Annotated in this window: 27 protein-coding genes and 1 riboswitch; of the genes, 10 read left to right on the top strand and 17 right to left on the bottom strand. The window is 43.0% G+C overall.

Annotated elements, in window-relative coordinates; genetic code table 11:
* The first annotated feature begins 298 nt into the window (after positions 1-298).
* The 4 genes from metA to cspD all read left to right on the top strand — a co-directional run bounded on the left by metA (position 299) and on the right by cspD (position 3,025).
* Positions 299-1,204 carry a homoserine O-succinyltransferase gene (gene metA / locus NST79_RS11380; RefSeq protein ID WP_004398721.1) on the top strand — a complete coding sequence of 302 codons (906 nt, stop codon included), beginning with the start codon at positions 299-301 and terminating at the stop codon, positions 1,202-1,204.
* A gap of 230 nt (positions 1,205-1,434) precedes the next feature.
* Positions 1,435-2,583: a diglucosyl diacylglycerol synthase gene (locus tag NST79_RS11385; RefSeq protein ID WP_015483359.1), complete on the top strand. Its 1,149-nt coding sequence runs from the start codon at positions 1,435-1,437 to the stop codon at positions 2,581-2,583.
* A 79-nt stretch (positions 2,584-2,662) separates the two neighbouring features.
* Positions 2,663-2,809 (top strand): hypothetical protein, encoded by a 147-nt coding sequence (locus NST79_RS11390; protein ID WP_123373170.1) that lies wholly within the window; start codon positions 2,663-2,665, stop codon positions 2,807-2,809.
* Between the two features lie 15 nt (positions 2,810-2,824).
* A complete protein-coding gene (cspD, locus tag NST79_RS11395; protein WP_003230776.1) occupies positions 2,825-3,025 on the top strand; it encodes a cold-shock protein CspD in 201 nt (66 codons plus the stop codon).
* 51 nt (positions 3,026-3,076) lie between these two features.
* Here cspD and degR read toward each other — a convergent pair whose 3' ends face one another.
* Entirely contained in the window at positions 3,077-3,259 is a 183-nt protein-coding gene (degR, locus tag NST79_RS11400; RefSeq protein WP_003230774.1) for a transcriptional regulator DegR, read from the bottom strand.
* Between the two features lie 155 nt (positions 3,260-3,414).
* On the opposite strand from degR, the gene NST79_RS11405 reads away from it, so the two are divergent.
* Positions 3,415-3,684 carry a DUF2564 family protein gene (locus NST79_RS11405; RefSeq protein ID WP_004398863.1) on the top strand — a complete coding sequence of 90 codons (270 nt, stop codon included), beginning with the start codon at positions 3,415-3,417 and terminating at the stop codon, positions 3,682-3,684.
* 27 nt (positions 3,685-3,711) lie between these two features.
* Here the strand turns inward: NST79_RS11405 and NST79_RS11410 are convergent, their stop codons facing one another.
* Both NST79_RS11410 and NST79_RS11415 read right to left on the bottom strand, forming a co-directional pair.
* Positions 3,712-3,894 (bottom strand): zinc-finger domain-containing protein, encoded by a 183-nt coding sequence (locus tag NST79_RS11410; RefSeq protein WP_004399003.1) that lies wholly within the window; start codon positions 3,892-3,894, stop codon positions 3,712-3,714.
* Positions 3,887-4,567 carry a ribonuclease H family protein gene (locus NST79_RS11415; protein WP_212060678.1) on the bottom strand — a complete coding sequence of 227 codons (681 nt, stop codon included), beginning with the start codon at positions 4,565-4,567 and terminating at the stop codon, positions 3,887-3,889. The genes NST79_RS11410 and NST79_RS11415 overlap by 8 nt, the downstream gene beginning before the upstream one ends.
* A gap of 82 nt (positions 4,568-4,649) precedes the next feature.
* Between NST79_RS11415 and NST79_RS11420 the strand changes: the two genes are divergently transcribed.
* From NST79_RS11420 to sspL, 3 genes are read left to right on the top strand one after another with little or no spacing between them, the layout of a single operon-like run.
* Positions 4,650-5,339 (top strand): queuosine precursor transporter, encoded by a 690-nt coding sequence (locus NST79_RS11420; protein WP_014477139.1) that lies wholly within the window; start codon positions 4,650-4,652, stop codon positions 5,337-5,339.
* Entirely contained in the window at positions 5,339-5,737 is a 399-nt protein-coding gene (locus NST79_RS11425) for a reverse transcriptase-like protein (RefSeq protein ID WP_015251853.1), read from the top strand. The genes NST79_RS11420 and NST79_RS11425 overlap by 1 nt, the downstream gene beginning before the upstream one ends.
* Before the next feature lie 41 nt (positions 5,738-5,778).
* The gene (gene sspL / locus NST79_RS11430; protein WP_003218255.1) at positions 5,779-5,907 is read left to right on the top strand and encodes a small, acid-soluble spore protein L; all 129 of its coding nucleotides are present in this window, start codon (positions 5,779-5,781) and stop codon (positions 5,905-5,907) included.
* A 7-nt stretch (positions 5,908-5,914) separates the two neighbouring features.
* Here sspL and exnP read toward each other — a convergent pair whose 3' ends face one another.
* The 14 genes from exnP to kdgR form a co-directional block, all read right to left on the bottom strand.
* On the bottom strand, positions 5,915-6,805 hold the full coding sequence (gene exnP / locus NST79_RS11435) for a 5'-3' exonuclease ExnP (RefSeq protein WP_003230763.1): 891 nt from the start codon (positions 6,803-6,805) through the stop codon (positions 5,915-5,917).
* Positions 6,806-6,904: 99 nt separating this feature from the next.
* Complete coding sequence (locus NST79_RS11440; RefSeq protein ID WP_003230761.1) at positions 6,905-7,051, bottom strand: hypothetical protein; 147 nt, start codon at positions 7,049-7,051, stop codon at positions 6,905-6,907.
* A 74-nt stretch (positions 7,052-7,125) separates the two neighbouring features.
* Entirely contained in the window at positions 7,126-7,383 is a 258-nt protein-coding gene (locus NST79_RS11445) for a YpbS family protein (protein WP_003230757.1), read from the bottom strand.
* Positions 7,384-7,447: 64 nt separating this feature from the next.
* Positions 7,448-11,029: a dynamin family protein gene (gene dynA / locus NST79_RS11450; RefSeq protein WP_212060681.1), complete on the bottom strand. Its 3,582-nt coding sequence runs from the start codon at positions 11,027-11,029 to the stop codon at positions 7,448-7,450.
* A 175-nt stretch (positions 11,030-11,204) separates the two neighbouring features.
* Positions 11,205-11,294, bottom strand: coding sequence for a Fur-regulated basic protein FbpC (gene fbpC / locus NST79_RS11455; protein WP_100069434.1), 90 nt, complete (start codon positions 11,292-11,294; stop codon positions 11,205-11,207).
* A 70-nt stretch (positions 11,295-11,364) separates the two neighbouring features.
* Positions 11,365-11,871, bottom strand: coding sequence for an alkylpyrone methyltransferase (gene bpsB, locus NST79_RS11460; protein WP_004398552.1), 507 nt, complete (start codon positions 11,869-11,871; stop codon positions 11,365-11,367).
* 3 nt (positions 11,872-11,874) lie between these two features.
* Positions 11,875-12,972: a type III polyketide synthase BpsA gene (bpsA, locus tag NST79_RS11465; RefSeq protein WP_250629461.1), complete on the bottom strand. Its 1,098-nt coding sequence runs from the start codon at positions 12,970-12,972 to the stop codon at positions 11,875-11,877.
* Between the two features lie 72 nt (positions 12,973-13,044).
* Positions 13,045-14,361, bottom strand: coding sequence for a xanthine permease PbuX (gene pbuX / locus NST79_RS11470; protein ID WP_015714141.1), 1,317 nt, complete (start codon positions 14,359-14,361; stop codon positions 13,045-13,047).
* Positions 14,358-14,942, bottom strand: a complete 585-nt coding sequence (gene xpt / locus NST79_RS11475) for a xanthine phosphoribosyltransferase (protein ID WP_015714142.1) — start codon at positions 14,940-14,942, stop codon at positions 14,358-14,360. Before xpt ends, pbuX begins: the two co-directional genes overlap by 4 nt.
* Before the next feature lie 90 nt (positions 14,943-15,032).
* A riboswitch (purine riboswitch) is annotated at positions 15,033-15,132 on the bottom strand.
* 140 nt (positions 15,133-15,272) lie between these two features.
* The gene (gene ypwA, locus NST79_RS11480; RefSeq protein WP_212060683.1) at positions 15,273-16,778 is read right to left on the bottom strand and encodes a carboxypeptidase M32; all 1,506 of its coding nucleotides are present in this window, start codon (positions 16,776-16,778) and stop codon (positions 15,273-15,275) included.
* A 112-nt stretch (positions 16,779-16,890) separates the two neighbouring features.
* The gene (kdgT, locus tag NST79_RS11485) at positions 16,891-17,883 is read right to left on the bottom strand and encodes a 2-keto-3-deoxygluconate transporter (protein ID WP_015714144.1); all 993 of its coding nucleotides are present in this window, start codon (positions 17,881-17,883) and stop codon (positions 16,891-16,893) included.
* 44 nt (positions 17,884-17,927) lie between these two features.
* Positions 17,928-18,518 carry a bifunctional 4-hydroxy-2-oxoglutarate aldolase/2-dehydro-3-deoxy-phosphogluconate aldolase gene (eda, locus tag NST79_RS11490; protein WP_029726795.1) on the bottom strand — a complete coding sequence of 197 codons (591 nt, stop codon included), beginning with the start codon at positions 18,516-18,518 and terminating at the stop codon, positions 17,928-17,930.
* 1 nt (position 18,519) lies between these two features.
* Positions 18,520-19,494 carry a 2-dehydro-3-deoxygluconokinase gene (gene kdgK, locus NST79_RS11495; protein WP_015251846.1) on the bottom strand — a complete coding sequence of 325 codons (975 nt, stop codon included), beginning with the start codon at positions 19,492-19,494 and terminating at the stop codon, positions 18,520-18,522.
* 37 nt (positions 19,495-19,531) lie between these two features.
* Entirely contained in the window at positions 19,532-20,548 is a 1,017-nt protein-coding gene (gene kdgR, locus NST79_RS11500) for a pectin utilization transcriptional regulator KdgR (protein WP_029726794.1), read from the bottom strand.
* Positions 20,549-20,769: 221 nt separating this feature from the next.
* Here kdgR and kduI point away from each other — a divergent pair, with 221 nt between their 5' ends.
* Both kduI and kduD read left to right on the top strand, forming a co-directional pair.
* Positions 20,770-21,597: a 5-dehydro-4-deoxy-D-glucuronate isomerase gene (gene kduI, locus NST79_RS11505; RefSeq protein ID WP_212060685.1), complete on the top strand. Its 828-nt coding sequence runs from the start codon at positions 20,770-20,772 to the stop codon at positions 21,595-21,597.
* Position 21,598: 1 nt separating this feature from the next.
* Positions 21,599-22,363 carry a 2-dehydro-3-deoxy-D-gluconate 5-dehydrogenase KduD gene (gene kduD, locus NST79_RS11510; protein WP_029318003.1) on the top strand — a complete coding sequence of 255 codons (765 nt, stop codon included), beginning with the start codon at positions 21,599-21,601 and terminating at the stop codon, positions 22,361-22,363.
* Positions 22,364-22,390 lie beyond the last annotated feature (27 nt).

Raw genomic sequence — 22,390 nt, forward strand, 5'->3', positions numbered from 1 at the left:
TAAATCGCAATTCAAAATGTAAACATCAATTAAGAACTCATAAGAAACCTAACGATATAAGCGTCCGTTCATTATCAATTCATATGGCTCATTTTTTATCTTATCATTCTATAAAACATTACAATTCCCTCTGACATCATGGAAAATCATTTTACTGTGAAACCAAAAGGCGTGTCAGTGCGTTTTATTTAAAGAGTTTTCTGTTGTTTCCCCCTCAACACGTATAGATAGATTGAAAATTGGCGTGAAAATTCCTATAATGAAGAAAATTAAACGGGGAAATAATGGAGGTGGCACGTTGCCTATTAATATACCAACACACCTGCCGGCAAAACAGGTGCTTGAAAGTGAACATATATTTGTAATGGATGAAAGCAGAGCATTTCATCAGGATATCCGGCCGCAAAAAATTATTATATTAAATTTGATGCCGAAAAAAATCCAAACAGAGACTCAGCTTCTCAGATTGCTTGGAAATTCGCCTTTACAGGTTCATTTCACATTTTTAATCCCAAGCACACACACGCCGAAAAATACTGCGAGAGAACACCTTGACGAATTTTACACGACTTTTTCCAATATCCGTCACAAGAGGTTTGACGGCATGATTATCACCGGTGCGCCGATCGAGCATTTGGCGTTTGAAGAGGTTTCATATTGGGAAGAGCTCAAGGAAATCATGGAGTGGAGCAAAACAAATGTCACTTCAACCTTGCATATTTGCTGGGGTGCTCAAGCAGGTTTGTACTACCATTACGGTGTGGAAAAAATTCAAATGCCGAAAAAAATCTTCGGTGTGTTCGAACATACCGTTCTTTCAAAACACGAAAGATTGGTAAGAGGTTTTGACGAGCTATACTACGTGCCGCATTCCCGGCATACAGATATAAATATGGAACAGCTTCAAGCAGTGCCCGAGTTAAACATTCTTACCGCATCAAAGGAAGCCGGGGTTTGCTTAATTGTGTCCAAAGACGAAAAACAAGTCTTTTTGACAGGGCACCCTGAATATGATACAAATACGCTTCTTCAAGAGTATGAAAGAGATTTGGAACGAAACCTTTCTACTGTCGAGGCGCCTAAACATTATTTTGCAAAAGGCAGCAACGAGCCAGTGAATCGCTGGAAAGCGCATGCCACATTATTGTTTATGAATTGGCTGAATTATTACGTTTACCAGGAAACTCCTTATGAATGGGACTAATTTTTCTTTTTTTAGTGATACGCTGAGCAAAAAATATGATAAAATACATCTGATTCAGTCTGCGTATAACAAAAATTTAAAATACTGGAATCCAAATCATTTAAAATTAGCTTAACTTTTTCACTGCATTAATAATTCGATTATGTATTTGTGTTATGTTTATGTATAGACAATAACTCCTTACGATGCATGAAGCTTGCTTGTTGTTGATTACATTGAGGTGAATTTACTTGAATACCAATAAAAGAGTATTAATTTTGACTGCAAATTACGGAAATGGACATGTGCAGGTAGCCAAAACACTTTATGAACAATGTGTACGGCTCGGCTTTCAGCATGTAACAGTTTCTAATTTGTACCAAGAGTCAAATCCGATTGTTTCAGAGGTAACTCAATACCTTTATTTAAAAAGCTTCTCAATCGGGAAACAGTTTTATCGTTTGTTTTATTACGGAGTTGACAAAATCTATAATAAACGTAAATTCAATATTTACTTTAAAATGGGTAATAAAAGATTGGGCGAACTTGTCGATGAACATCAGCCCGATATTATTATTAATACATTTCCGATGATCGTCGTGCCGGAATACAGACGCCGAACTGGAAGAGTCATTCCTACCTTCAACGTTATGACTGATTTTTGTCTTCATAAAATTTGGGTTCACGAAAACGTGGATAAATATTATGTGGCGACAGATTACGTGAAGGAAAAACTGCTGGAGATCGGCACTCATCCAAGCAACGTAAAAATCACAGGAATTCCAATCAGGCCGCAATTTGAAGAATCCATGCCGGTTGGCCCGATATATAAAAAGTACAATCTTTCACCAAACAAAAAAGTGCTTCTGATCATGGCAGGTGCTCACGGTGTATTAAAGAACGTAAAAGAGCTGTGCGAAAACCTTGTCAAGGATGACCAAGTGCAAGTGGTTGTCGTGTGCGGGAAAAATACGGCTTTAAAAGAATCTTTGAGTGCGCTTGAGGCGGAAAATGGTGACAAATTAAAAGTTCTGGGCTATGTGGAGCGCATTGATGAGCTATTTCGGATCACAGATTGCATGATTACCAAGCCCGGCGGCATTACTTTGACAGAAGCCACAGCCATTGGAGTGCCTGTCATTCTGTACAAACCCGTGCCTGGCCAGGAAAAAGAAAATGCAAACTTCTTTGAAGACCGCGGAGCTGCCATCGTTGTGAACCGTCATGAAGAGATTCTCGAGTCAGTCACTTCCCTTCTTGCAGATGAAGATACCTTGCATCGCATGAAGAAAAACATTAAGGACCTTCATTTAGCAAACTCCTCTGAAGTGATTTTAGAGGATATCCTGAAGGAATCAGAAATGATGACTGCCAAACAAAAAGCCAAAGCACTATCTTAATGGCGTACTTGAGAGCATACGAAAATCGTGTGCTCTTTTTATTTATATTCAGCCATTAATAAAAGCGGTTACATTTTTTATGAAACTTGCCCTTCTTTTGAAAAATAAGCCGTTTCGAAACTTGACGGGTGCTCCCAGATGGTGTATAGTTGAACCATCATTTAACAATGAATCAAAGTTAGATGATGACAAAATTTTTTTTAGCACATGGGTGCTACAGTACTAGGAGGAATTAAGCAATATGCAAAACGGTAAAGTAAAATGGTTCAACAACGAAAAAGGATTCGGCTTCATTGAAGTTGAAGGCGGAGACGATGTATTTGTTCACTTCACAGCTATCGAAGGAGATGGATACAAATCATTAGAAGAAGGACAAGAAGTTTCTTTTGAAATTGTCGAAGGTAATCGTGGACCTCAAGCTTCTAATGTTGTAAAACTCTAAACTCAATACATGATGATGAGATGACAAATAGAGGAGAGGCATTCGCCTCTCCTATTTGATTTTCATCTGGATTTCAATCGCCAAAATGTTTTGTTTACACCTCTGTTCAATCTCTTCAACATACTTTTCCATTGATGGTTTTCCTTTTTTCGCGATATCCGCCAGTTCTTCTAAATCACTGTATATTTCTATAAATGTTTTGTGAAGGATCAACTTCAAGTCTTTATCATCCATAGCTGCGTTCCCCTTCTCTATCAAGATACCTCAAATAGTAAAACAGTCCTATTTATTCTGGTTCAATAGTTATATCGGCTTATTTTTATTTTCTTTTCTATTTTGGTACATAAATTTCAAAAAAACTCTGCAAAATAATGGCGGAGGTGTTTTTGGTGACTTCAGAATTTCATAATGAGGATCAGACTGGCTTTACGGATAAGCGGCAGCTGGAACTAGCGGTGGAAACAGCGCAGAAAACAACAGGAGCTGCGACGAGAGGCCAAAGCAAAACATTAGTTGACTCTGCATACCAAGCCATTGAGGATGCTAGAGAACTGTCACAATCTGAAGAGCTGGCAGCTCTCGATGATCCTGAATTTGTAAAGCAGCAACAGCAGCTGCTAGATGACAGCGAGCATCAGCTCGATGAATTCAAAGAATAAAAACCGCAGCTTCTGCGGTTTTTATTTTTAGTGATTGGTTAAGACATCTCCGTATTGTTTCAGCTTTTCACCAACCGTACATTTATTGATACAAAATGAATGCGCATAAGTTTTGCCAAATTCTTTGCGAAACTGCTTCTTAATAAAACAGTCCTTGCAATATTCATCGTGCAGTTCTGTCAGTTCTTTAAAGATCATTTTCTTATCCAATATCGTCATCTCCGTTACGGTCTAATTTCGTGTGGCTTTCTACGAATTGATGGGATAGAATTTTTTTAGCGAGGCCGTCAGCTTCCTGATTGTCTTTTCGTTGTATTGTTTCGTAGGTTGGAGTAAGCTTCAGCGATTCAAGGAGTGCTTCTATTTTGTCCAGCCATTCATTATGAGATGGATCATAACAAGGCCAGCTGCCGTCAAGCTGATTCAGCACAACAAGCGAGTCCCCTTTGATTGTAATTGAATTTCTGCTTGCCCCAAGCTCTCTTACTTCTCTTATTGCTTCATAAAGCGCTGCGTATTCAGCTTCATTATTGGTTTTCAGCCGGAAGCTTTTATTTTTTCTCAAGCGATGCCGGGTTCCTCCCAATGAATAATAGATGACGATCCCGAGACCGGCCAATTCGCTCTCCTTATCGAAACTGCCGTCAAAATAAACAGTAATGTCATCAGGCTCTTGAGCAAGCTCCTCTGTCAGCTTTTCCAAATCCTTCAGCGTCCAGCTGCCGCCTTTCTCGTCTTCGAACTCTAGCTCCTTCATGGATGGAAAACGGCCAAGTTCTCTGGCAAGCATACGTGCCTGCTGTGCTGTCAGCCAGTCTTCGCTAAAAAATGAGACGGATCCCGTTCCTTTTGCTTCTATTTTCAAATGCGGTCTGAGCTTCATTACAATCACCTTACCATTCATTAGTTGCCGGGCATATGCTATAATCAAACCAATCTTACCCCGGAAAGGAAGCTTTTTCATCTTGTTTAATAATTCGTTTTGGATCTTTTTTGCGATCATTCATTTTATCATTGTTCTTTTATTTTATAAAGGATTTGGCAAAATGGGGCTGTTTGTTTGGATCGGTTTTGCGACAGTCTGCGCCAACCTCCAAGTCGTCAAAACAGTCGAACTGTTTGGCTTAACAGCGACACTTGGGAATGTGATGTATGGCACAATCTTTTTTGCGACAGATGTGCTGAATGAAAAATACGGGCCAGCTGAAGCCAGAAAAGCGGTATGGCTCGGATTCTCAACGCTCCTGACGCTGACATTTGTCATGCAGGGCGTGCTGCTTTTCGAACCGGCTTCCAGCGACATATCACAAACAGCGCTGGAAACGATCTTCGGATTCCTTCCGCGAGTTGCGTTAGGAAGTCTGCTTGCCTTTATCTTCAGCCAAACGCTGGATGTTTATGTATATTCGGCAATTAGAAGGATATTTCCTTCTGATCGGCTTTTATGGCTCAGAAACGGCGGCAGTACAGCAGTCAGCCAGTTGTTTGATACATTCATATTCACTGCAGTCGCCTTTCTCGGCATTTATCCGGCAGGCGTGTGGCTTCATATTTTTATTTCTACATATTTGATTAAGTTTGCGGTATCTTTGATTTCATTGCCTTATGCTTATGCAGCCAAAAAAATGATACCTAAAGATGAAAGGAGTTCATAATGCCTACAGAAATATACGTAGACGGCGCAAGCGCTGGTAATCCCGGACCTTCCGGTATCGGCATTTTTATCAAACATGAGGGAACAGCAGAATCCTTCTCTATTCCAATCGGAGTGCATACAAATCAAGAAGCGGAATTTCTTGCATTAATTGAAGGGATGAAGCTATGTGCAACGCGCGGGTATCAATCGGTTTCCTTTCGAACCGATTCAGATATTGTGGAACGCGCCACTGAGCTTGAAATGGTTAAAAATAAAACGTTTCAACCGTTCGTAGAAGAAATCATCCGATTAAAAGCGGCATTCCCTCTTTTTTTCATCAAATGGATACCGGGCAAGCAAAACCAAAAAGCCGATCTTCTGGCAAAAGAAGCGATTCGGCTGAATGAAAAGAATTAAATCTTGATCATTGGTTCATCCTAATGGCGAGGTGAACTAACATGAAAAAGAAAGATAAAGGCCGGCTGACCGGCGGTGTTACTCCGCAAGGCGACCTGGAAGGCAATACACATAATGACCCTAAAACAGAGCTTGAGGAGAGAGCAAAAAAAAGCAATACAAAACGCTAGAGAAGATCTAAACGATCTCTCTAGCGTTCAGCTTTTCAAGCATACGCTCAATTCCTTTGATTTGGTGGCGGCGAAGCATGTCAGCCGCCTGCTCCATTTGCAAAGTAAATAAAGCGTCTTTCAGTGTGCAGGCCAGCGGCACTGAGCAATGAATTTCCGCAAGCTTCCTCGACATCTCCAAATCGCTTAAACCTTGCTGAATTTTTCCCTGCTGTCCTTTTGGAAGAAGAGAAAGATTTTCCAATAAACGGTCAATCGTTTCGTATTCACGAATCAGTTTGTAGGCTGTTTTTTCTCCAATCCCTTTGACTCCGGGATAGTTATCACTGGAATCTCCCATAAGCGCTTTAATATCAATCAAAGCCTTCGGCATTACGCCTGTTTCTTCATAAAAAGTCTCTTTTGTATAGACTTTATAATTTCCGATTCCTTTTTGAAGCAAAGCAACGCTTACTTTATCCGTTAACAGCTGAAGTAAATCTCTGTCTCCTGTTACGACCGTAATGTCCGCTTCATTCGCAAATAAATCGGCAAGAGTACCGATACAGTCATCCGCTTCATAGCCGGCAAAGCCAATATTCATAATTCCAAGCTCTGCGGCTGCTTCCTTTGCCAAATCAAACTGCGGAATCAGCTCCACAGGCGGCGCGCTGCGGTTAGCCTTATAATCTTGGAACAAGTCATTTCGGTACGTTTTGCTCCCCATGTCCCAGCAGCAGACGACGTGTGTCGGCTGGAATGTTTCCACAGCTGTAATCAAATGCTTTAAAAAGCCGTTGACGCCATTCGTCGGCACCCCGCTGTCATTTATCATAAAGTTGCGATGTACGGCCGTGGCAAAAAAGGCCCGGAATAAAAGAGCCATGCCGTCAACCAGCAATAGTTTATTATTATTCATCAAATAACTCCCTTTTCTTTCATTCCTTCTATTTTATCATAAGCAGCCCAAAAATAAAAAACAGTATCTCTTTAATTAGAGATACTGTTTGGATATTTATCAATCGTTGTGTCTTTTGTTGCTGGCGATCAGCTTTTCAGCTTCGCGTCCTGCGTAAGAGTCAAAATGGGTTTGAAATCCGTTTTTCTTTTTGGCATTGTTATTCGCCTGTGCATTTCTGTTTCCGAGCTTTGTTCTGCCCAACATGAATCCCCCCTTACGTCGGATGCATATAGTATATGCTTCCGGCAGGAGGTTCACTCGCGACAGGATCATCCAGCTTACATGCGGCTTACGTATTCTCTGACCATTTCTTTTGATACAAGCCGTCTTGTCGGGACGATGCCTTTTTTAGCGAGCTGATTCATTTGCTCGGTAATTTCATTAATTGCATCTGTAGTATAAGGCTCATCGTTTCTGCATTTAGCAACAGCTTCTTCAATCGCCAATTCACGCATATTTTCAAGACGCATAAATGCTTTGATATGCTCGTGCTGTTTTGATGAATGTGCTGAAATTGCTTTATGTACCTCTGACATTAATCGTTCATCTCGCTTTTTTCTATTTAGTCTATCATGACTTGAAATACAAGCCAACTGAATTTTACATTTTTATTGTATTGTCTGAATTTTTCCAGGAGATGCACGCCTGGTACGCCATTTCAATCTCTTTCGCATGTTCCCCTTCCGCATATCCTCTTAAATATGTCTCTTTTTGATCCGTTATTTGCGCGATTGCTTTTTCACCCATATCTTCCTGTAAGCGTCTGAGGTGAGCTGTGTAATGAGAGATCAGGCTTTCTTCTTCATTTTTTATCCATGCCTCTGTGATTTTCGTAAGTTTCATCCGTACAGCTTCGATAAAGGCCGCTTTTCCTTTCTGCTCAAAAAACTGCTTCGGTGATTTGACCTCTTTTAGTTCCTGCTCAAAAGCACGTTCTTCTATTTCCGGTTCAACTTCCTTCAACTGTATGCCGTTCGAATGCTGATCACCCGCATAAACGGAAAAATAACCGTCCTCGTTTAATGTTTTTTGAAATTGATCCAGCCATTCTTCATTGATATGCCGTTCGATGAAACCGCTCATGCGAACATCAAGCGTTTTGATTTCCTGAATATATTCAAATTGATATTCATGTAAGGCTGTTGTCATCGCTTTACTGACGTTCTTTTTCCAATCCCCGTTTTGCAGTCCAGGATGAAATGCCGATTTTAATAAATCATTTGCAAAATATGATAATCGCTGTGCAATGTGATATAGCTGCTCTCTTGTATCTTTTTTTACTTTTTCAATGATGGTTTTTGAGTTCCGCCGTTTCTCGATATCGGCCGCTGTCCGCTCAAATGACAGCATAAGGCGCTGTTTCTGCGCTTCCTTCTCTTCTCGGGACTGATGCTGGGATTGGTGAAGCTGAAAAACGGTTTCGCATAGTTTGTCTGCCTCCGAACTGAGCTGCGCTGCTGACGCTTTTTTTACGTCCACTTCGATAAACCGGTCTAAGTGTTTTCTTACTTTTGAGAACTGATTGTAAAATGACTCCGGTTTTCCCACCAGTTCCTCCTTACTTGATACGGTAAAGAGCTGCGGTTCATAAACCCCTTCTTTTACAAGCTCTGCGCTGACATAATCGGTCACTGTTTCGAGTTCTGTTTTATCTTTTGCAAGGTCTGCAGCATTAATAATAAAAAACATTTTATCCATGCTGAGCGATTCTTTCACAAGTCCAAGCTTTCGCAAAAATGAACGGTCTCCTTTTGAAAAAGAGTGCTGATAATAAGTCATATAAAAAAATGCATCGGCATCTTTGATATATTGGAATGCCAGTTCTGTATGCCGTTTATTCATGCTGCTCGCGCCGGGTGTATCAACAATCGTAATCCCTTTTTCAGTGAGCGGGCATGTATAGTAGACCGTTACCTCTTTCACAGCACAGGCCGTTGTTTCCTCTGCTACATACGGCTTTAATTCAGATAGCGGAATCGTTAATTTCTTCTGTTCCTGTATATACTGCTGATACTTCTCATATGCAAGCAGGAAATTGCTGATCAATTTCACGTGTTCTTCCTGCAGCCTGTTTTTTTTGACTGCCTTTTCCCACTTCTCTGTGAAAGAACGGCCTGCCGGTTCCTTTGGTATTCCGGTGAGCTGCAAAATTTCAGCCGTTATGTCATCCTCTGTCTTAAACACTACATCCGCTGTTTTGTTTAAGTTGCCATTGATTGGCTTTGTGATCTTGTTAATTGTCGCTGTGGTTGGCGTTGGTGAAGATGGCAGCACTCTTTCGCCGACAAGCGCATTGGCAAATGATGATTTCCCCGAGCTGAAGCCTCCAAAAAGAGCGAGTGTAAATTTCCGTTCCTCAAGCCTTTTCACCCTTTCACGAAACGCTGAAGTTTGCTTTAACAACATGCTGCATTCGCTTAAAAGGTCAGACAAAGTGTAAAAGCGTTTGATTTGGTCTTGAAGCGGCATTTCTTGTTCCATTTTGATTTCTGATTTCGGCATCGGCTGCGCCGTCAGCTGGCTTCGGCCTTGTTTCTGCTCTGGAGCCGCCACTCTTGTTTTCTTCGATTTAAACCATTCTGTGTCTATATGCATTGGGCATGCGGCTTCTTCTTCCCAAATGGCCCACAGGCGATCGGTTTTCTCTCGGGCATTATTCTCTAAACGCGCCTGTTCTTGAAGAAAGACAAGTTTTTCTGATTCTTGGACGAGCCGGTCGTTAATTGTTTGCACATCTTTGGAAACACGCTCTTTCACCATAGCGGAGAGCACCTTTATGATGTCTGCGGCTTCTCTTTTCGCCTCTTTCCGGATGAGCTCTGCCAAATCTTTTGTATATTGCAATACATATTCAGAAGAAAAGGCTGCACCATGCTTGACCGCGCGTTCAATGATGCTTATATCAAGCGGTGTGCGATAGGCCTGAATCAGCTTTTCACTTTCAGCGGTATAGACATCAAATGCCTTGGCGAGTTTATGAAGCGTGTCTATTATATGCCAATCCGCTTCGGCCTCTGTTCGTTTTGCCACATCAGAGAAAAAAGCATTCCGCCTTTTATCTCTTTCCTGTGCAGTTTTCGCTTTAGAAAAGAAAAAGCCGGTTTTAAAGGAAGGCTCTAGTGATTCTAAAAATGCAGCCGCCAATTCACGCATTTCAAAAGGCGTCAGGTTGGCGTTTTTTAAAATAAGATTGATTTCTTCCTGCATCCTCTTCTCTGCCTCAGTCGTTTGTTTTTCGGCCACATCCAATTGATCACGCAGCGATTGGACCAGTCCAGTTTGGATATTAAGCTGTTCAGCGAAACTCGGAGCGCCTGCTTCGTCTTTCTTCAGCATTTCCGTATGTTCCTTTAGCAGATTACGGACTTTTTGTTCCGTTAAAGCTTGCATATTGCTTTTTGATTGCTGTTCTATTCTTCTTAACTCTTCTCTCAGGGCCCCCATCTGATTGAACGGGTGATCCGGTTCTGTTACTGACGTAAAATAGAGCGCTTCCCTTGAAATCCCTTCATTGCAAAGCATCTCCTCTACCTGCGCTTGATAGTCTCCAAATTTCGTCTCCGTCTCATCATGGCGGTCAATTTGATTGACGATAAAATACACATTCGGAATGCTTTCTTTTATTGATCTGAGAAACTTTACATTTTCCTCAGCGTGCACGTGATTATAGTGAACGACGTAAAACAGCGCATCCGCTTGGTGAAGAATAGAAGCAGCCGATAGAAAATGAGCATCATCTGTTGAATCTATCCCTGGAGTATCAATATACGCAACCCCGGAATCGATCTCAGTATACCTGTCAAAAATTTCGACGCTTTCAATCTGTTCCCCGTCTTTACAATATTGCTGCACCTTGTCTTTCTGGTAAGCCCCTTCCAGCTCAGCACACGCTCCGTCTGTTGTATGAAGCCGAACTCGCTTTTCCCCGTTTCTGATCACAACAAGGTTAGCGCTTGTCGGAATCGGGCTTGTCGGCAAAATATTCTCCATTAACAGGCAGTTCAGCAGTGACGATTTCCCCGCTGAATAATGCCCGGTAAACGCGATATAAACCTCTTCATCAGCCGCTTTTTTCATGACCGCAGCCAGTTTAGCAGCCCTTTGTTCATCTTGATTCTCAATAAATTGCTTATAAAGTTCCCCGGTTTTATGCAAAAGCTCTTTTCTGTTTTGATCTGTCATAAGTCTGAACCCCTTTGTGCCGTTTCAATTGTGAACCTTTTTCGAAAGATCTGAATTCATTCCCTTTTCATTTTACACAAGAATAAACCAAATTTCTTTAGGAGAATAGAAAAAAGCCGCCATTACGGCAGCTTCTATAAAAGAAAATCTGCAACTTTTACAAGTTCCAGATTCATCAAACAGATTTATTAGAGATTCCTTTTAATACAAAACCAATTAATACACTATATGTACAAACCGCTCCAAGCAAAAACAGCATTGTCATTTGCTTCACCATCCTGATTGAGAATCTTTTTCAAATCCATTTTAACATGGTTGAGAATGATTTTCAATCGCTATTTTACGCTGTATTCCTGTAATGCTTTGTCTTCTGCGCGAATTCTGACGCTTAACAACACGGCATTGAAAATGGAAAACAGACACATGGTGACGTATGCTTGATAAAGCAGCGGAATCAGCAAAATTTCGAGGATAACAACGGCATAGTTTGGATGTTTCATCCATTTATATGGACCTTTTTTTACAAGCTCTACACCTGGAACAACAAGGATTTTCGTATTCCAATATGCCCCTAAGGAACAAAGCGCCCAATACCGTACGATCTGTACGCTTAAAATCACTGCAGCGATACCGAGCCACCAGCTGGACGGCTGTTTATTCATCAGCAGCACCTCGGCAATTAAGGACAGGAAAAAAAGGATATGCATCGTAATGATATACGGATAGTGGCTCTCGCCAAATTCAATTGCTCCTTGCTTCTTTACCTTTTGTTCGTTTTGCCTGGCCACTGCCATTTCTGCTGCTCTTTGAACAATGAGAATGGCGATCAACAACCAAAACATGAGTCAGGCCCCCTTTTCCCAGCTGAATAATAGCAACTCTGATGAGAAACCCGGCCCTAATGCGCCAATCAGTCCTCGTTCAGCTTCCTTTTTATGTCCGTTCTGCAGATGGTCTTTGATCACATACAAGATTGTGGCTGAAGACATATTTCCGTGCTTTTGCAAAATGCTTTGCGCAGATGAAAGCTTTTCTGACGACAGCCCGAGACTTTTGATGTATGCATCGATCACTTTTTTTCCGCCTGGATGCGCCAAAAAAACACTGATATCATGGAATGACAGCTTATGTTTGTCCAAAAAAATCTGTACATTTGTTTTGAGCCATTTTTCCACCAAGGTCGGAATGTCTCGTGAAAAAATGACTTTGAATCCTTGATCGGTAAAGTCCCAGCCCATGACATCTTCTGATTGTTTCATCAAAACAGATTGGGCGTCCATTATCTTCGGCGCAAGCTTCAGCTTTGACACCCTGCGGTCCGCCTTCTCTCCGCATAATAAAGCTGCGGCAATGCCGTCACCAAAAAGCGAGGTGCCGATCAGATTGCTTTTCGTTTTATCTTCCGGCTGGAATGTCAGGCTGCACAGCTCGGCAGCAATGACAAGCACAAAAGCCTCAGGATACGCTTTGCAGTATTCGGCTGCACGCGCAAGTCCGCTGGCTCCTCCTGCACAGCCAAGCCCCCAAATCGGAATCCGCTTCGTATATGGAGAAAACGGAAGTTCATTCATAAGCCGCGCCTCGATACTCGGTGTGGAAAGACCTGTACTGGAGACGAAAAAAACAGCTTCCACTTTCTCATAAGGAATGGCTTCTTGAAAAAATTCCGGATGAGAGAGGCACTCACGAACAGCCGCTCTGCTGTGTTTAAGTGTTTCTTCTATGTATATTTGATTTTTTTCTTCAAAGCTGTGCCCCTCTTTATACCATTCAATCGGCTTAACAAACTGTCTCGAATAGATTTGCCCGTTTTTAAAGGAGGATAACAGCCGGTCAATATCCTTAAAAGAATGCTGAAACATATAGCGGGCGAACTCGGCCGCTTTCTCTTGGTTTACATTATACGCAGGAAGACTTGTTCCAATGGATAAAATAAACGCCATGCGATCACCTCTTTGCATACATTGTGCCGCAACAATCTTTTTTATATGCAAAAAAACTCCGCCGCGGCGGAGTTAGACTGCTGTTTTTTGTTCAGCGAGGTCAGCTTCTTGTTCTGTTTTTTTAGCTTTAGAAAAAACGTTATATACAATATTTAAGACGACTGCAGTAAAGCTACCCGCCACAATGCCATTCGTTGTAAGCAGCGTTAAGGCACTCGGAAGCTGTTTGAAAATATCCGGCACAACGGTCACACCGAGCCCCAATCCCACTGAGCAGGCAACAATCAGCAGATTTTCCTGTTTCGCAAAATCAATGCGGCTGAGCATTTTAATTCCGTAAGCGATCACCATTCCAAACATCGCCACCATTGCACCGCCCAAAACAGCGGATGGAATAATGGTCGTAAAAGCAGCGATCTTTGGAAACAGCCCAAATGCCATTAGTATCACACCTGTGACCACAATGACGGCATTTTTTTTGATCCCTGTGAGCTGAACAAGCCCGACATTTTGAGAGAATGCCGTATAAGGAAAAGCGTTAAAAATACCGCCCAGAAGCACAGCCAGTCCTTCAGCTCGATAGCCTTTAGACAAATCTTTCTCTGTCAAACGGCGGTTTGTCAGGTCACCTAAAGCAAAGTAAACACCAGTTGACTCCACAAGGCTGACAATTGCAACGATGGACATCGTAATGATAGGCGCTGCATGAAAAGACGGCGCGCCGAAGTAAAATGGCTGAATCATTTGAACAACTGCCGCATCCGAAACATTATCAAATTGAACTTTCCCCATAAAATAAGCGATGAAGGTGCCAATCAAAATACCGATCAAAATCGAGACGGACTTGATAAAGCCTTTTGTAAAACGGTACAGAAGCACAATGATACTCAACACGGTAAAAGCAAGAGCAAGGTTGGAGAGATCTCCGAAATCTGCACTTCCTTCTCCGCCGGCCATGTTATTCATGGCAACCGGCATCAATGTAATACCGATAATCGTAACAACAGAGCCTGTCACGACCGGCGGAAAAAACGATACGAGCTTTCCAAAGAAAAATGAAATAAAAATGACAAGAATGCCTGAAGCGATAATGCTGCCGTAAACTGTTGAAACCCCATATTCAGATCCAATCGCAATCATTGGCGATACAGCTGTAAAGGTACATCCAAGCACTACCGGAAGCCCGATCCCAAAAAATCGGTTGCTCCACACTTGCAGAAGGGTAGCCACACCGCACATAAAAATATCAATCGATACTAAGTAAGTCAGCTGCTCGACAGTCAGTCCCATTGCTTTTCCAACAATCAGAGGAACAACAATAGCGCCGGCATACATGGCAAGAACATGCTGAATCCCTAAAGACAGCGTTTTGCCGAATCCATTTCTCATGAATGAACCTCCTGTACGAAGGACACTTTCCCTTCTTCTAAAGACTGAATTCTTGCCAAAGATTCCACTCGGTAGCCCAGTTTCACAAGTTCATCTCTTCCCGGCTGAAATGACTTTTCAATAACAATGCCAATTCCCGCAATAGAAGCTCCCGCTTGCTTCACAATCGACACAAGCCCGTGCGCTGCCTGTCCATTTGCCAAAAAATCATCGATAATCAGCACATGATCCTGATCCGACAGGTGGGTCCCAGACACTGCGATTTGGCTTTCTGTTTGTTTCGTAAAGGAATAAACAGACGCTGTCAGCAAATTGTCGGTGAGTGTTAACGATTTATGCTTTCTCGCGAAGACAACTGGCACACCCAGCTTCAAGCCCGTCATTACAGCGGGAGCGATACCTGATGATTCGATTGTCACAATTTTGGTAATACCGTCTTTTGCAAACCTGGACGCAAATTCGTCACCAACTCTCTGCATAAGCAGCGGATCAATTTGGTGATTCAAAAAAGAATCCACTTTCAATACCTGATCAGATAATACGACGCCTTCTTCCTCTATTTTCCGTTTCAGTGCTTCCATCTTGTCTTACCTCCGTTATGAGAATAAAAAAAGCATTGCCCGCTCAAATAAAGAGCAAGCAATGCTGATATCACAAAAAACCGTACACGTGCGGTTCCATTGCTCACCCATAGTCGGACATTTACGGTGCCCGGTAGAAACTTGCGTGCCATATCCACGCGATTATATGAGTGTTCCTATTATATTGTAATAAATTATATCAAGATTCTAATCTCTTGCATAGGCTGAAAATAAAAATTCCCGAACTTTATTTTTGTTTTTTTAGATATCATTCGTATTTCAAGGGGATTCGATATAAAAGAGCCTGACGACGCGCCGCCAGGCTTTTGATTATGACAGATAGAGATTTGAATATTTGTTTGATAAATAATCAATTAAATAGCGAACATTCAGCTCTTCTCCTGTTGCATCTTTAATAATGTCTAACGGCTTTTTCCGTTTTCCGTGAATGTGCACCTTTTCCGTCAGCCATTGCTTTATCGGATGGAACTCTCCTCTTTCCAAGAGAGCGTCAAATTCAGGGAGATCCTCAAGCATTTTTTGTTTCAGCTGAGCCGCATACATGTAGCCGAGCGCATAGGATGGGAAGTAGCCGAAATCTCCACCTGCCCAATGGACGTCCTGTAAAATCCCCTCTGCGTCGGTCTGCGGTGTAATCCCTAAATAATCCTGGTATTTTTGATTCCAAAGCGACGGCAGATCTTCCACAGACACTTCATTGCTAAAAATCGCTTTTTCAATTTCATAACGGATGATGATATGAAGAGGATACGTTAATTCATCCGCTTCGACCCTGATAAATGAAGGTTTTGATTCATTGATTGCCCGGACAAAATCATCCAGGGAGATGTCCTTGAACTGTTCAGGTGATGCTTCTTGAATCTTCTGATAGTACGGTGTCCAAAAATACTTGTTGCGACCGATAAAATTCTCGTAAAATAATGATTGCGATTCATGAATTCCCATTGATGCGCCGTCTGACAAGTTCGTGCCACTGAGTGCTTCATCAATATTTTGCTCGTAAATCGCGTGCCCGCACTCATGAATGGTGCCAAAGATCGCCGTCCGGAAATCTTTTTCATCATATCTCGTCGTGACCCGAACGTCTCCCCGATTCAGCGTAGTTGCAAACGGATGAACGGTTTCATCAAGTCTTCCGCCATCAAAATCGTAGCCAAGCTCCTGTAAAAAATACAGACTGAGCTCTTTTTGCTTTTCTTTCGGGAACGCTTTTGTAAGAAAGCTTGTATCTGGTTTATTTCCGGAAGCTGTCACCTGTTTAACAAGAGGGATAATCGCTTCCTTCAGCTCAGCAAACAGCTGATCAAGCACCTTTACCGTGACGCCGGGCTCAAACAAATCAAGCAATGCATCATAAGGATGCTCTTGATATCCCCAATACGTAATAAAACGTTTATTGAATTCAATCAGCTGTTCTAAATAAGGAGAAAACAAGCTGAAATCAGATTTTCCTTTCGCTTCCTCCCACGCTGTTTCTGCCTTTGAACACAGAATCACGTATTCTTTGTATTCAGCCTCAGGGATTTTCTTATTCTCTTCATACTCTTTTTTCGCCAGTTCCACTGCTTTTTTCGTATCTTCCGACAAGTCATCAAATCGTTCATACAGGACATCGATAAGCTCCTTCATTCGATCTGATGTTTGGATATTGAATATATCTGTTGAAAGCTGGCCGATACTTTCGGCACGATCCTCTGAGCCGTTTTTCGGCGCGCCTGTTCTGGAGTCCCAGTGCATTAACGCAACTGCTTCGCTGTAATGTGAGATTCTTTTTAAAAGATCAAAAAATTCTTTTTCATATGTATGTATCTCCATATCCATTCCCTCCCTATTCTAGCCGTTCCATTACAGGCTAATGGAAGGGGGTATGAAAGTCAAATTGTTTGTATAAAAGGCTGCCGGTATGTTTTTATGGCAGCCTTTTTATTCAGTTGATCGTCATTTGATTTTTTGGCGGAGGTGTTCTCCGCTTTTTCTGCTTGATTTTTTTATCTACCCACACTGTTGCCAGCGGGGTTAAGAGCGAGGTGACAATAACGCTTGTCGCGATAATTGCAGTTGCCGACTCAGCAACTGGCGCAAATGAGGCATTCGCTTCCGCTAATGCATATGGCACGGCTACAGCCGCCCCTGCCGTAGAAGAAGCGGCCACTCCCGCGACACCATCTCCCCGCGCAATAAAACGATCAAGCAAAAACAAAGAACTGCCCGATAAAATGACGACAGAAACTCCGATAAAAATGCCGAGCAGCCCTGATTGGATCAGCATTCCAAAATTCAAGGTATTGCCGAGCGAAAAGGCGAAAAATGGAATGATCGCCGGCACAACCTTGCTGAATAAGTCTCTGAGATCATGATCCAGATTTCCAAGTATACATCCAAGTAAAAACGGGATGACTGTCGCTGCCAGCGTTTCCCATGGGAATGCGGCAAGTCCCGTCACACCAAACGTCACCATGGTCATAAAAGGACCAGATTCTGTACTGATAAAGGCGAAAGCGCCCGCATCCTCTTTTCTTCCCATGTGATTCATGAGCGCCAAATACAGTCCGCCGTTCGTTTCATTCATTACCGCGACAATTGCTAAAACAGAAAGGCCTGCAAAAAAGCCGGATTGTATGCCTTCGTCAGGTATAAATTGCGCTGCGATCACGCCGAGCAGCGCCGCAAATCCGATCTTCCCCAATAATAACGTGATTCCTTTTCTTGCGATATAGCCTGAAGAACGAAAATCAATCGTTGCTCCTACGCAAAAGATAAAAACACCCAGTATCGGCAGCGTTCCGGTAATCAAAGCACCCGTAAACCCTCCAAAGAACTCCGCTGTTCCAGGCGCAAACGTGTTGAGCGCCGCTCCAAGAAATAGCGGAATAATCATCATTCCGCCAGGTACCCGTTCAATTGTCGCCTTGATTTTCATATTGTGGATTCTCCCATCCTCCGGTTATGAAAAAACAATTCCACTTACACTTGGAAAACAGCCTGCAAATCCTCTTTTGAACAGCTGCCCAGCTGGCTGCCGACTCCGACGGCGCCAGCTCCGGCTCTAAGCCAATCCGGCACTTCAGACGGATGTATCCCGCCTGTCGGAATAAAGGTCACCTGCGGGAAAGGACCCGCTAAATTTTTCATAAACGGGATGCCAAACACACCGCTTGGGAACAGCTTTAATGTCGTAAAACCGAATGTCAACGCTTCCATAATTTCGCTCGGAGTCAAGACGCCGGGGATATAATGTGTCTTTACAAAAGATAGATGTTCAGCAAGATCAGCTGAAAAACCCGGACTGACAATAAACTGCGCGCCAGCCTCAGCAGCTTCCCCAGCTTGCTGCGCGCTGATGACCGTGCCCGCGCCAATTAAAATATCTTCCCTATTACGGAAGGATTCGATAATATCTGATGCCCCGGGGGTCGTATACGTCACTTCAACTGCACGAATCCCTTTATCTAATAAACTCTCAATCTGCTGACAGGCCTCCTGCTTATCCTTTGAACGAATGACTGCAATCAGCTTTGCTTCTTTCAGACGGTTTTCAACGACTTTGGACTCCATATTAATAATCCCCTTTCTTTTGGTGAACCGTTCTTTGAGCAGATAAAAAAGAAGCTAATTTCTCCCTGGTCGGCAAACCGTCCATATCCCCCGGTGCCTGCACTTGCAAAGCGCCAATCGCATTTCCCCTTTGCACCGCATCCTTGTACGACAAACCGTCTAGGATACCGCTGATTACACCGACTGCAAATCCGTCTCCGGCGCCGACCGTATCAACCACCCGGTCGACCCGGCAGCCTTCTAGAAATCCTTCACTTGTCCCCGTTTTAAAGTAAGCGCCTTCTTTTCCAAGTTTAATAGCAACAAAGCTGGCACCTTTTTTCAAATAATAGTCGGCAATGCCTTCAGGTGTTTTTTCTCCGGTCAATAGCTCTCCCTCTGCGATACCCGGGAAAAACCAGTCTGCAAGCCCAGCCAGATCATTGATTGTGTGTACCATTGTTGCTTGATCAGGCCAAAGCGAAGGTCTTACATTAGGGTCGAATGAAATGGTCTTCCCTGCGTTTCTCATGTCGTTCATGACATGATACGTGAAGTCTTTCATCTCGGCTGACAAGGCAGGCGGAATACCTGTCACATGCAAATGGCCTGCGCATTGAAAATAATCTCTCGGATATTCAGCTGAAGTTAATGTGCTTGCAGCTGAGTTTTTCCTATAGTAGGTAACTTGCGGGTCGCCTTCTTTCACTTTTGACTTCAGCAACAGCCCGGTGGGATTTTCGTCCTGCGAGCGGATCACGCGGGACACATCCACTCCCTCTTTTTTAAGCTCTTGTAAAATAAACGTTCCGAGCTGATCATTGCCGACCTTGCTCATCCATCCCATTCGGAATCCGAGTCTGGCAAGGCCGCAGGCGACATTGCTTTCTGCTCCGGCAAGCCCTTTAGAAAAAGTGGATACTTCATGAAGGCCTCCATACTCATTTGCATAAAACATGGCCATTGATTCCCCGAATGTCACCGCATCAAGCTTCATCTCTTCCCAACCTCCTCTTAGTTGAGGGCACCTAGGATTAAAGTGACTTTCTCATGATGACTTTTGCCTCTAATTCAATGGTTTGAGGCGCTCCTTTGTCACCTTCAATCCTTTTTAATACACGTTCCATCGCCGTCCTGCCCATATCATGTGACGGCTGGGCGATCGTTGTAATACCTGGACCGATCAGTTTATACCATTCCGTATCATCGAATCCTGCAATCCCTATATCTTGAGGGATGCGCAGGCCAAGCTCTTCCATACAGCTGATGATTTTCAGCATAATCAAGCCATTCAAAGCCAGAATCGCTTTTTTTTGCTCCGGCATTTCCTTGTGAAAAGAACGAAGCGCCGCCTTAAGCTGCTCCTTGTCCTTTACGTCAATTTCATGCAATCTGACCCCGTTCACATTATGAACCGAAGCCATTTCCTGATACACAGCTGCTCTTTCTGCACGAGGGCTGATAGAGGAAATCGGTTCGGTAAACAGCGCGACATCAGTATACCCTTTGCTGTACACCTTCTGAAGAATCTCTTTTGTGATCCATCTGTTGTCAGTCGTTACGGTATCCAGTTTCAGATCCGGCAGTTTCCGGTCAATTAAGATTGTTGGAATTTGCTGTTCAGCAAAAGCGCGGAGTACATCCTTGTTTTCCCCTGTTGCGTTTAAAATCAAGCCCTCAACCGAATGGGCTTCTAGCTTTAAGAGCATTTCCCGCTCTTTTTCAGGACTGTTATCTGTGTTGCACACCATAATGCTGTAACCATATTGATCACAAACCTCTTCGACTCCCCTGAAAGCAGCGACCGAAAAAGGATTTGTAATGTCAGCTACAACAAATCCGATTAACTTGCTTTTTTTTATTTTCAAACCTTGTGCCATTTTACTCGGCCGATAATTCAATTCTGCGATTGCCTTTTTAATGTTTTTCACTTTTTCAGGAGAAATCGCGTCAATTTTTCCGTTAATATAGCGGGAAACTGTCGATTTCGAAACTCCTGCACATTCAGCTACATCTTTGATGGTTGTATGGCCTGTTGTTTTCTTTTTCATTCAAGTGCTCCTGTATCTCATATATTTGAAACCGATTTCAAAACCGTTACAACAAAAGAATACCATAATTTTAAAATTTGGGAAGAGTTTTTTTAATAATGTGTCAATTCATTATTTTTTCGTTGACTCTTTTCACTATTTATCCTAAAATTTTCTTTGAAACCGTTACCAAAATATTTTCATTCAAGTGATGCTGAAATCCTAACCAAGGGGGAAATATAATGGAAAATCGTTATTCTGTACATCCTGAACAAGTAAAACGCTTTACAACAGAGGAGCTTCGCACTCATTTCTTAATGGATTCTTTATTTACAGAAAACAAACTTACGATGTATTACTCACATGAAGACCGGGTTGTCATCGGCGGAGCGGCTCCAGGGCAAAGTGAACTGAAGCTTGATGCAGGTGATTTTCTAAAAACAGACTTCTTTTTGGAACGGCGTGAAATCGGGATTATTAATGTCGGCCAGCCTGGTGCCGTTAGAGTCGGCGATGATGAATATGTGCTTCAAACAAAGGATTTTCTCTATATTGGAATGGGCAATCAGGATGTATCGTTTTCAAGCCTGAACGGGGAAAAAGCGAAGTTTTACTTCGTCTCCGCTTGCGCCCACAAAAGCTATCCGACACAAAAAGCCGCCCTATCTGAACTGACACCGGACCGCCTTGGTGATGATGCAGCGTCTAATGTCAGAAGTCTGTACAAAGTCATTCATCAGGATGGCATTAAAAGCTGTCAGCTGATGATGGGAATAACGATGTTAGATCAAAACAACAACTGGAATACCATGCCAGCACACGTTCATGACCGTCGGATGGAGGCTTATCTTTATCTGGATCTTGAAAAGGACTCAAAGGTATTTCATTTCATGGGCCAGCCGGACGAAACACGCCATCTTGTTGTTGGAAATGAGCAGGCTGTCCTTTCTCCCGCCTGGTCTATTCATTCTGGCGCAGGAACATCAAACTATAGCTTTGTGTGGGCGATGGCTGGAGAAAATTACACATTTACGGACATGGATCTCGTTCCGATGGATGGGCTGAAATAAGATGGGTTATCTACATGACGCCTTTTCATTAAAAGGAAAAACAGCGCTGGTGACAGGCCCGGGAACAGGGATCGGTCAAGGAATAGCCAAAGCCCTAGCCGGGGCTGGCGCAGATATTATCGGCACATCACATACAAGCAGTCTGTCTGAAACACAGCAGCTTGTGGAACAGGAAGGCCGGATATTTACATCTTTTACATTGGACATGAGCAAGCCGGAAGCGATAAAGGATTCTGCAGATGAGCTGTTTGAAAACAGGCAGATCGACATCCTTGTCAATAATGCCGGCATTATTCATCGGGAAAAAGCGGAAGATTTTCCAGAAGAGAACTGGCAGCACGTACTGAATGTCAATCTAAACAGCCTGTTTATTCTGACACAGCTTGCTGGCAGGCACATGCTGAAAAGAGGTCATGGAAAGATTATTAATATTGCCTCTCTCCTGTCTTTTCAAGGCGGCATCCTCGTTCCGGCTTACACCGCGAGCAAACACGCTGTTGCCGGTTTGACAAAATCATTTGCAAATGAGTGGGCAGCGTCAGGTATTCAGGTCAACGCAATCGCCCCAGGCTATATTTCTACTGCGAATACAAAGCCTATTCGGGATGACGAAAAGCGAAATGAGGACATTTTAAAGAGAATTCCTGCCGGCCGCTGGGGCCAAGCGGATGATATCGGGGGGACTGCAGTCTTTTTGGCATCACGTGCTTCAGATTATGTAAATGGACATATTTTAGCAGTTGATGGCGGCTGGCTATCCCGCTGACAAATAAAAAAAGCTGACGAACGATCG

It is taken from the genome of Bacillus sp. PS196 (assembly GCF_037963555.1).
GTDB classification, from domain to species: domain Bacteria; phylum Bacillota; class Bacilli; order Bacillales; family Bacillaceae; genus Bacillus; species Bacillus subtilis.

What these genes read in the sequence shown, in the direction of transcription:
- NST79_RS11390 (WP_123373170.1), top strand. Translation starts at nt 2,663, where the DNA reads ATGAAACTTGCCCTTCTTTTGAAAAATAAGCCGTTTCGAAACTTGACG.
- cspD (WP_003230776.1), top strand. Translation starts at nt 2,825, where the DNA reads ATGCAAAACGGTAAAGTAAAATGGTTCAACAACGAAAAAGGATTCGGC.
- degR (WP_003230774.1), bottom strand. Translation starts at nt 3,259, where the DNA reads ATGGATGATAAAGACTTGAAGTTGATCCTTCACAAAACATTTATAGAA.
- NST79_RS11415 (WP_212060678.1), bottom strand. Translation starts at nt 4,567, where the DNA reads ATGAAGCTCAGACCGCATTTGAAAATAGAAGCAAAAGGAACGGGATCC.
- NST79_RS11425 (WP_015251853.1), top strand. Translation starts at nt 5,339, where the DNA reads ATGCCTACAGAAATATACGTAGACGGCGCAAGCGCTGGTAATCCCGGA.
- sspL (WP_003218255.1), top strand. Translation starts at nt 5,779, where the DNA reads ATGAAAAAGAAAGATAAAGGCCGGCTGACCGGCGGTGTTACTCCGCAA.
- exnP (WP_003230763.1), bottom strand. Translation starts at nt 6,805, where the DNA reads ATGAATAATAATAAACTATTGCTGGTTGACGGCATGGCTCTTTTATTC.
- NST79_RS11440 (WP_003230761.1), bottom strand. Translation starts at nt 7,051, where the DNA reads ATGTTGGGCAGAACAAAGCTCGGAAACAGAAATGCACAGGCGAATAAC.
- NST79_RS11445 (WP_003230757.1), bottom strand. Translation starts at nt 7,383, where the DNA reads ATGTCAGAGGTACATAAAGCAATTTCAGCACATTCATCAAAACAGCAC.
- dynA (WP_212060681.1), bottom strand. Translation starts at nt 11,029, where the DNA reads ATGACAGATCAAAACAGAAAAGAGCTTTTGCATAAAACCGGGGAACTT.
- fbpC (WP_100069434.1), bottom strand. Translation starts at nt 11,294, where the DNA reads ATGACAATGCTGTTTTTGCTTGGAGCGGTTTGTACATATAGTGTATTA.
- bpsB (WP_004398552.1), bottom strand. Translation starts at nt 11,871, where the DNA reads ATGTTTTGGTTGTTGATCGCCATTCTCATTGTTCAAAGAGCAGCAGAA.
- bpsA (WP_250629461.1), bottom strand. Translation starts at nt 12,972, where the DNA reads ATGGCGTTTATTTTATCCATTGGAACAAGTCTTCCTGCGTATAATGTA.
- pbuX (WP_015714141.1), bottom strand. Translation starts at nt 14,361, where the DNA reads ATGAGAAATGGATTCGGCAAAACGCTGTCTTTAGGGATTCAGCATGTT.
- xpt (WP_015714142.1), bottom strand. Translation starts at nt 14,942, where the DNA reads ATGGAAGCACTGAAACGGAAAATAGAGGAAGAAGGCGTCGTATTATCT.
- ypwA (WP_212060683.1), bottom strand. Translation starts at nt 16,778, where the DNA reads ATGGAGATACATACATATGAAAAAGAATTTTTTGATCTTTTAAAAAGA.
- kdgT (WP_015714144.1), bottom strand. Translation starts at nt 17,883, where the DNA reads ATGAAAATCAAGGCGACAATTGAACGGGTACCTGGCGGAATGATGATT.
- eda (WP_029726795.1), bottom strand. Translation starts at nt 18,518, where the DNA reads ATGGAGTCCAAAGTCGTTGAAAACCGTCTGAAAGAAGCAAAGCTGATT.
- kdgK (WP_015251846.1), bottom strand. Translation starts at nt 19,494, where the DNA reads ATGAAGCTTGATGCGGTGACATTCGGGGAATCAATGGCCATGTTTTAT.
- kdgR (WP_029726794.1), bottom strand. Translation starts at nt 20,548, where the DNA reads ATGAAAAAGAAAACAACAGGCCATACAACCATCAAAGATGTAGCTGAA.
- kduI (WP_212060685.1), top strand. Translation starts at nt 20,770, where the DNA reads ATGGAAAATCGTTATTCTGTACATCCTGAACAAGTAAAACGCTTTACA.
- kduD (WP_029318003.1), top strand. Translation starts at nt 21,599, where the DNA reads ATGGGTTATCTACATGACGCCTTTTCATTAAAAGGAAAAACAGCGCTG.